Here is a 7080-nt window from a genome sequence, read left to right on the forward strand (position 1 = left end):
GTCGTGATGAGCATGGACGACGAAACAATCCTGCGCGCCGAGGTGTACGCCGACGGCGACTGGACCGACGCCGACCACGACCGCCTCGCGGCCCGGCTCACCCACTCCTACGGGCTCGACGAGGACATCAGTGGCTTCGTCGACCGGGCCGCCGCGACCCTCTGATGGCCGGCCCGCTCACCGAGCTGCCGGCGTGCGCCAGGGCTGCCCGGAGAACCTGTTCGAGATCGCGATCATCTCCCTGCTGCTGCAGAACGCCACCATCGCCCGAGGACGGGGGAGTAGTCGTTGATGTCGCCGCGGCTGGGGATGGCGATGGGTTCGCGGGCCAGGCTCAGGGCCGAGTCCTGGTCGGCGGTGGCGGCGGCCAGGGTGTCGGTGGTGATGGCGAGGCTTTCTTGCTGGAGGTCACGTGGTGGTGGTGGCGAGTTCGGTGGTGGTCTGGACCTTACGGCCGGCGGCGTAGAGCGCGGGGTGGTCGATGAGCCGGGCGCCGACCGCGCCGAGTGCGCCGCCTGAGTCGATCCACCGTTCCGCTGCGCCCCACACAGGACCGTGGCTCTCGGTGCCAACTACTGTCCAACGAATGCGTGGCGGATGGAACACACAGGAGCGTTTCGCGCGGATGCTCGCCGAATCTCGGGTGTACCTCGAGTTGGCGGCCCCGGTCGGGTTTCTCGCCATCCATGCCGGGCTGGAGAACGGAACCGGCGACCTGGCGCTGGGGGCGGCCGCGCGGATCGGCGGGTCGGCGCTGTGGGTGAGGCAACAGTCCAACGATCGACGTTTGCATGTCTCCTCGAATGCCTTTCTGCCCGAATACTTCCCGGCGCTGAGCGCGATCCTGGATCATTGCCCCATGATTGTGTCGCTGCACGGCCACGACCGTTCGGCATTCCTGCAGGGGGTCTTCGTCGGTGGTCGTGATCGCGGAGTCGCCGCGGTGATGTCGGACTGTTTGCGCCGCCACTGCCCAGATCTGATAGTCATCGACGACCTGGCCGTCATTCCGCCCGAGCTCGCCGGCCTCGGGCCACAGTGGGGGCACAGTTGGAGATCCCGCACATGCCGGATCCGGATCGACCGTGGTCGATGGCCATGGACCCGAGGATCCACGCACAGTTGCTCGAGGGGATATCCGAGTTCGTCGCCATAGTCGGCGCGGGTCAGCGCGGGAGAGGAGCGTAGGGGTGGGGGTTCAGATCATGGGGGTGCTCAACGTCACCCCTGATTCCTTCTCCGATGGCGGCTTGTACCTCAATCCGAGCAGAGCCATCGCGCGGGCCCGTGAGATGTTGGCTGAGGGCGCCGACATCATCGATGTGGGTGGAGAGTCGACCCGCCCGGGTGCGATGCCGGTACTGCCCGAGCACGAGTGGGAGCGGGTCGCGCCGGTGATCGAGGCACTGGTGGGGGAATGCGTCGTGAGCATCGACACCCGTCACCCGTCGGTCGCGCGAGCCGCCGTCGGAGCAGGTGCGCAGATCGTCAACGATGTCTCCGCCGGCCTCGCCGAGGTCGCTGCCCAGAACAGGGTCGGATGGATCGCCATGCACATGCAACGCAACCCACAGACCATGCAGCTCGACTCGGGGGAGCGTATGGCGATAGATATCGGTGCCCGGGCAGGAATGCGACAACGGCTGATGCGCCCCGACAGCCGGGAAGTTCTCATCGCCCGGCTCGGGGGCTCCGCGGAGGCCACCGACAGCTACACCCGTGTGAACTGTGGCGGATACGGACGAATTCGCAGGTTCAACAGCTTCGGCATCCACTTGCGCTCCACGGTGAATCCGGCACCGCCGAAACCTCACTACCGAGGCCTGGCAGCTCGTCTGCCGTACACAACCCAGGTCTTCCAGCTCGGCGGATGCAACTGGGCATGCTGGTACTGCTTCGTCGACGACGCCCTGTTGGCCGGCGATCCCCAGCGGGGCAAGTTCATGACCGCTGCCGAACTGGTCGATCTGTACCTGGCCGAAGACCCGACCTCCACAGGTACTCGACCTGTCCGGCGGGCAGCCGGACCTCGTCCCCGAGTGGTGCCTGTGGATGATGCGCGAACTCGACGACCGAGGATTACGCGGTCACGTACACGTGGGGATCGACGACAACCTCTCCGGGCGGTGGATCAAACAGCTGCTCACTTCCGAGGACATCGCCTACATGGCCGCGTATCCGAACCATTCCCGGGGCGGGTGCTTCAAGGGATTCGACGAGCACTCCTTCACCGACAACACCGGCGCACCGGCGCCGGGATTCGCTCGCCAATTCGAGGTGATGGCCGATCTGATCGAGATGGGTTTCGACACCTACGCCTACGCCACCTTCACCGGCCGATCGCGCCCAGACCGTGACACCGCGTCCGCGGTCTCGCAGTTCGTCGACCGTCTCCAACGAGTTCACCCACTGCTACCGCTGCGCACCATCCCGCTCGAGGTGCGGCCGTACTCGGCAGTCGGCCAGCGGCTCCCCGAGAGCGAATCCACGCTGTTCTACGACCTGCAATACAAGGCGATCGTGGCGTGGGAACACGAACTCGCCAGCCGTTTCGGTGATCAACAGCAGGTCCCTTACGAAGACATCGCACTGCACTGACCCTGCGCGGATTGACACTGATGGAGAAGAGAGGCCCGTTGTGACAGCACCGGTCCTGATCGAGCTCTACATGCACGGCACACCCGGCCGGCCGCTCACCGCGTATTCGCTTCTCGCGGTCTGGATGCTGAGCCTGCACTCGATCGACTACACCGCCCACGACATCACCATCGACCACCACGCTCTCACCCGAGTACGTACCCTGTCCGGCGTCGAGTACTGGCCTCAGCTCGTCATCGACGGCGAATACATCGGCGGGACCGAAGTACTCACCGAACTCCTGCGGACTCGTCGACTGTCCCGGCGGCAAGCATCATGATCACCCAATCCACGCCCCTGTGGCGCAACCGCGGCATACTGACGGCCCGGCTTGTCGGGGATCGCACCGAGCCCAGCACGACGGCCATCGCCACCGACGCGACCGGTCGGATCTGGTCGGGCCGCCTCGACGGCACGATAACGGTCGAGGGTACTGTTCTCGCCCGGCACACAGGAGACATCGTCACCGCCGTCGCGCCGAGCGCGCACTGTGCCGCTGTGGGGACCCACAGCGGCACGGTCTCCCTGCTCGCGATCGATACCGAATCTCGGGTGCCAGCTCCAGCGGTAGCGCACCAGGGGGCAGTCACCTCCGCCACCTGGATCGGCAATACCCTGTTCACCACCGGATGGGACGGCCAGATTCTGGCTTCGAGCAGCGGGGCCGGTAGCGATGTCGTCCATGTGGGCCGCACTCCCGTGACCGCCGCGACTGCCATCCCTGGTGGACTCGCCGCGGCTTTCGCCGACGGCACCGTCGACATCCTCGCCGCGAACCGTTTTGCACGGCAACAAGACTTTTCACCGCTCGGTCCCCGGCCTGGACGAAGCCGAACACAACTACATCCAATGGATATTCAGCCGACACGCCCGCCGCATCGTCGTGGACTGGGAATCCGAAGCCCGCCTCGCCGTCGCCATCCTGCGCGCCGTACTCGGGCGCTACCGCAACCTTCCCCGCGCACGACGTCTCTTCCACACCCTCATGAGCAACCCGGACTTCGCCCGCATCTGGCGAGCCACCCCCATGCACGTCGCCTACGGACGCGACTACCCGGCCCCCATCCGTGTCCACACACCCCACAGCGACGAACCCCAGCCCTGCCACCTCACGCTCACCGACTACGACGGCTGCGACAACATCGTCGTCGCCTACGGCACCCACAACGCACCCGTGCTCACCGGGTGACCGACTCCGACACCGAGCACCACCCACCCCCGATCAACGAGCCCGCCCTCGACGTCCATCAACTCGAGACGGGCTCGTCGGTGTTCGAGGCAGCCGCAACGATCTGTCCCGTTGTCCTGGAATACATCTGACGGTTGGGTGCATACTCGTCCAGATGTGGGGAACACCGCAGCGCTTGCCGCTGCCGACCGATCTTCGAGGACGAACTCCTCAAGCGCTGTTCGACGCGGTCTGCGGAGACAGCGAAGGCGGCTGGCTCGCCGCAGCCCGTCACGCCACCTGAACCGCGCACCGGAGACCCGCGCGATGACACGCCTGTTGGCGGGATTCATCGGCGAGTCGGGGGGTAAACACAGCCATGTCGATCGCCCCGGGAAGTAAGGAGTCGTTATGTTCGAGCGCATTAGCGAGGCCGGAGACGACATCGCCGACACCGCCCGTGAGATTGTGGGCGAGGCGAAACAGATCACCGGAATCCTCACCGGCGCGACATCGATCTCGAAGATAAGGGCCCGCACTGAAGCACGCGACGCCGCGATCGGGGACTTCCGAGACAACCTGCATGTCGAGCAAACCCACGATGCCGCCAACTCGAACCAGAACACATCACGGTGTTGAGCTGATCCACACCTGCCGCTCGACGGGGCACCGAGAACATCACCGAAGCGGACTGCAGGATCGGCTGAACAGGGGATCGCCAGCACGAGTCGATTTCCTGCCTGAGGGACCCGTCCTCGATCGACAACCACGCGGCCCGGACCCGCCTCGGTCCACCACGACCACCCCGCGCAACACAGCTGCAACGGGTGGCCGAGCACCAGTTCAGGGCCCTCGAATGCCGCAGTCGCACTCCGCCGCACGGCGGTGACATGTCCTGATGCGGTGGCTTCGACACCTGATCCGGTCGGCGGCGGGGATGACGCACACCCACGTGGGAGACCCTCCGTCCACCGCGGTGGACTTCCAGCAATGCATCGACTCGTCCACTGCGGTCGACCCGACAGATTGCCGATCGGTAACCGTCGTGTGAAGCTGGTTTTCCCGAGCTGACATGGACGCTTGACCGATTTACGATCGACACATGACGCGACGATATTTCGTCTGCCGTGGCGCGGCGATTGCTGTGACGATCGCGGCGTTGCTGTACCCCACGTCCCACCCGGCGACGGCTCGTGCGGATCCGGTCTGCGAGTCCGCGGCGCTGGTGCTGTCCGCTTTTCCCGACGAGATGTCGGCAGTGCTCGCGCACGCGGACTACACCCCCTCGCACTACCTGTCGCTCGACGGATACCGTTTCCTCCCGGGATCGATCGGAGACAGGCGTGCGCTGATCGGCATGACCGGCGTGGGCACGGTCAACGCCGAGCGCGCGGCCGCGGCGGCGTTGACCGCGGACACCTGCGGCTCCACGGGACTGGGCATCGATGAGGTGGTCTTCGTCGGCGTCGCGGGCGCGATGGCGCCCGCCCGCATCGGTGACGTGATGGTTCCCGCGTCGTGGTCGTTGGGCCGCTCCGAGAACGGCGGAACACGATTCACCGTCGAGCCCGACCGACTCGATCGCGTGCGGTCACTGAACACGCTCCCACTGGAACGCGTTGCCGGGCTACCGGTCCCATTGCCCTACGAACCGAGCGTCTTCGTCGGCGGCGACGGACTGACCACCGATCCCTACCAGGGCAAGCGATTCGGCTGCCTTCCCGGTGTGGGCGCGACCGTCGGGTGCGCACCCGAGGAGATCATGAGCGCCGAAGTGCTCGCCGAAGACCTGAAGGGACTGACCGAACTCGATCCGGCATTCCTGGCGACCATTCTCGCCCCGGTCGACAGCGGCGCCGGCTACCTCGCCGCCGACCAGGAGTCGGGTGCCGTGGCCGCGGTGGCCGAGCGATTCGGCATCGGTTTCCTCGCTTTCCGCGGCGCGTCGGACGGAGCCGGCGACCCCTTGAATCTGCCGGGCTATCCGGCGACCTTCCTCCTGTACGAGAACCTGGCCGCGCGCAACGCGGCCGCGGTGGCCACGGCCTACCTGGAGCTGCCATGACCGAACTGAGCGAATTCCTACTCCAACTTCCCAAGGCCGAACTCCATCTGCACCTGGAAGGAACCCTGGAACCGGACCTCAAGTTCGCCTTGGCGCGCCGCAATGGGATCAGTCTCGCGCAGACCACAGTCGAGCAGGTGCGCGAGACCTACCGATTCAACGATCTGACCTCGTTCCTGAGCGTCTACTACCCCGCGATGGACGTACTGCGCACCGCACCCGACTTCGCCGACCTGGCCTACCACTACCTGCGGCGTGCCCACCTCCAGGGCGTTCGCTATGTCGAGATGTTCTTCGACCCCCAAGCCCACACCGCGCGCGGAGTGTCCTTCGACGACATCATCCGCGGCTACCGCAGCGGAATCCTCCGCGCCGGACGCGAATTCGGCATCGACGCCGAACTCATCCTGTGCTTTCTGCGCGACCTCGGCGCGGACTACGCGATGGCGACCCTGTCGGCTGCGTTGCCCTACAAGAAGTGGATCATCGGGGTCGGCCTGGACTCCGACGAACGCGGAAACCCCCCGAACAAATTCGCGGAAGTCTTCGCCCGGGCACGAACGGAAGGATTCCTGCTGACCATGCACTGCGACGTCGACCAGCAGGATTCCCTCGAACACATCCGTCAAGTCATCGAGGACATCGGTGTCGACCGCATAGATCACGGCACCAACATCATCGAAAGCCCCGAACTGGTCACAGCGGCGAAACAGCGAGGGCTGGCGCTCACCTGCTGCCCGGTCTCGAATTCCTTCGTCACCGGCGAACCGAAAATCGCCGAACTACTGCACCTGCACGCCGCCGGACTCACCATGACGGTCAACAGCGACGACCCGGCCTACTTCGGCGCCTACGCCGGGGACAACTACATCAGACTCGCGGAGTCCGGCCAGGTCGATCGCGATACCTTGATAAATCTGGCCCGCAACAGCTTTCACGCCGCCTGGTTGACCCCCGGCCGCCGGGAGCGATACCTCGCCGAACTCGACGACCACGTCGCGACCAACAGCTGAGCCGGGAACCGGGGTGAGACAGACCACCAACTGCCTCCTGGAACAAACCCACGCACCGAGTGCCGTTGCGAGGGTTGCGAGTCGGCCAACGCCCGAGTTCGCGCGCCATGCGGCCGGGTGGCCTGTCCCCGGTGATTGAGACCGCTCAGATTTAGAGTCCTGTTTGCCCTGGTGAGGGCTGGAAGGGACACTGAGGA

10 protein-coding genes and 1 pseudogene are annotated in these 7080 nt (G+C 65.7%); 10 read left to right on the plus strand and 1 reads right to left on the minus strand.

Annotated elements, in window-relative coordinates; all coding sequences use genetic code 11:
* Positions 1-12 precede the first annotated feature (12 nt).
* Entirely contained in the window at positions 13-165 is a 153-nt protein-coding gene (locus tag ON30_RS39705) for a hypothetical protein (protein WP_157183948.1), read from the plus strand.
* A gap of 243 nt (positions 166-408) precedes the next feature.
* Here the strand turns inward: ON30_RS39705 and ON30_RS39710 are convergent, their stop codons facing one another.
* Positions 409-549: a hypothetical protein gene (locus ON30_RS39710; RefSeq protein ID WP_157183949.1), complete on the minus strand. Its 141-nt coding sequence runs from the start codon at positions 547-549 to the stop codon at positions 409-411.
* Positions 550-586: 37 nt separating this feature from the next.
* Between ON30_RS39710 and ON30_RS38100 the strand changes: the two genes are divergently transcribed.
* The 9 genes and pseudogenes from ON30_RS38100 to add all read left to right on the plus strand — a co-directional run bounded on the left by ON30_RS38100 (position 587) and on the right by add (position 6883).
* Complete coding sequence (locus ON30_RS38100) at positions 587-1156, plus strand: poly-gamma-glutamate hydrolase family protein (RefSeq protein WP_157183950.1); 570 nt, start codon at positions 587-589, stop codon at positions 1154-1156.
* 49 nt (positions 1157-1205) lie between these two features.
* Positions 1206-1580 (plus strand): annotated as a pseudogene (locus ON30_RS41490) (dihydropteroate synthase); the annotation flags it as partial.
* Between the two features lie 472 nt (positions 1581-2052).
* Entirely contained in the window at positions 2053-2598 is a 546-nt protein-coding gene (locus ON30_RS41495) for a hypothetical protein (protein WP_245554292.1), read from the plus strand.
* A gap of 40 nt (positions 2599-2638) precedes the next feature.
* Positions 2639-2917, plus strand: a complete 279-nt coding sequence (locus tag ON30_RS30070; protein WP_040712918.1) for a thioredoxin domain-containing protein — start codon at positions 2639-2641, stop codon at positions 2915-2917.
* 501 nt (positions 2918-3418) lie between these two features.
* Entirely contained in the window at positions 3419-3826 is a 408-nt protein-coding gene (locus ON30_RS30075; protein ID WP_040712920.1) for an MmyB family transcriptional regulator, read from the plus strand.
* Positions 3823-3957: a hypothetical protein gene (locus ON30_RS41870; protein WP_281004767.1), complete on the plus strand. Its 135-nt coding sequence runs from the start codon at positions 3823-3825 to the stop codon at positions 3955-3957. Before ON30_RS30075 ends, ON30_RS41870 begins: the two co-directional genes overlap by 4 nt.
* Before the next feature lie 259 nt (positions 3958-4216).
* Positions 4217-4444 carry a hypothetical protein gene (locus ON30_RS30080; protein WP_040712922.1) on the plus strand — a complete coding sequence of 76 codons (228 nt, stop codon included), beginning with the start codon at positions 4217-4219 and terminating at the stop codon, positions 4442-4444.
* Positions 4445-4907: 463 nt separating this feature from the next.
* The gene (locus ON30_RS38115; protein WP_083911795.1) at positions 4908-5870 is read left to right on the plus strand and encodes a phosphorylase family protein; all 963 of its coding nucleotides are present in this window, start codon (positions 4908-4910) and stop codon (positions 5868-5870) included.
* Positions 5867-6883: an adenosine deaminase gene (add, locus tag ON30_RS30090; RefSeq protein ID WP_040712925.1), complete on the plus strand. Its 1017-nt coding sequence runs from the start codon at positions 5867-5869 to the stop codon at positions 6881-6883. Before ON30_RS38115 ends, add begins: the two co-directional genes overlap by 4 nt.
* Positions 6884-7080 lie beyond the last annotated feature (197 nt).

This window comes from Nocardia takedensis NBRC 100417 (assembly GCF_000308695.1).
GTDB classification, from domain to species: domain Bacteria; phylum Actinomycetota; class Actinomycetes; order Mycobacteriales; family Mycobacteriaceae; genus Nocardia; species Nocardia takedensis.

Coding starts and splice junctions, on each gene's coding strand:
- ON30_RS39705 (WP_157183948.1), top strand. CDS start 13: ATGGACGACGAAACAATCCTGCGCGCCGAGGTGTACGCCGACGGCGAC.
- ON30_RS38115 (WP_083911795.1), top strand. CDS start 4,908: ATGACGCGACGATATTTCGTCTGCCGTGGCGCGGCGATTGCTGTGACG.
- ON30_RS41495 (WP_245554292.1), top strand. CDS start 2,053: ATGATGCGCGAACTCGACGACCGAGGATTACGCGGTCACGTACACGTG.
- ON30_RS38100 (WP_157183950.1), top strand. CDS start 587: ATGCGTGGCGGATGGAACACACAGGAGCGTTTCGCGCGGATGCTCGCC.
- ON30_RS30080 (WP_040712922.1), top strand. CDS start 4,217: ATGTTCGAGCGCATTAGCGAGGCCGGAGACGACATCGCCGACACCGCC.
- add (WP_040712925.1), top strand. CDS start 5,867: ATGACCGAACTGAGCGAATTCCTACTCCAACTTCCCAAGGCCGAACTC.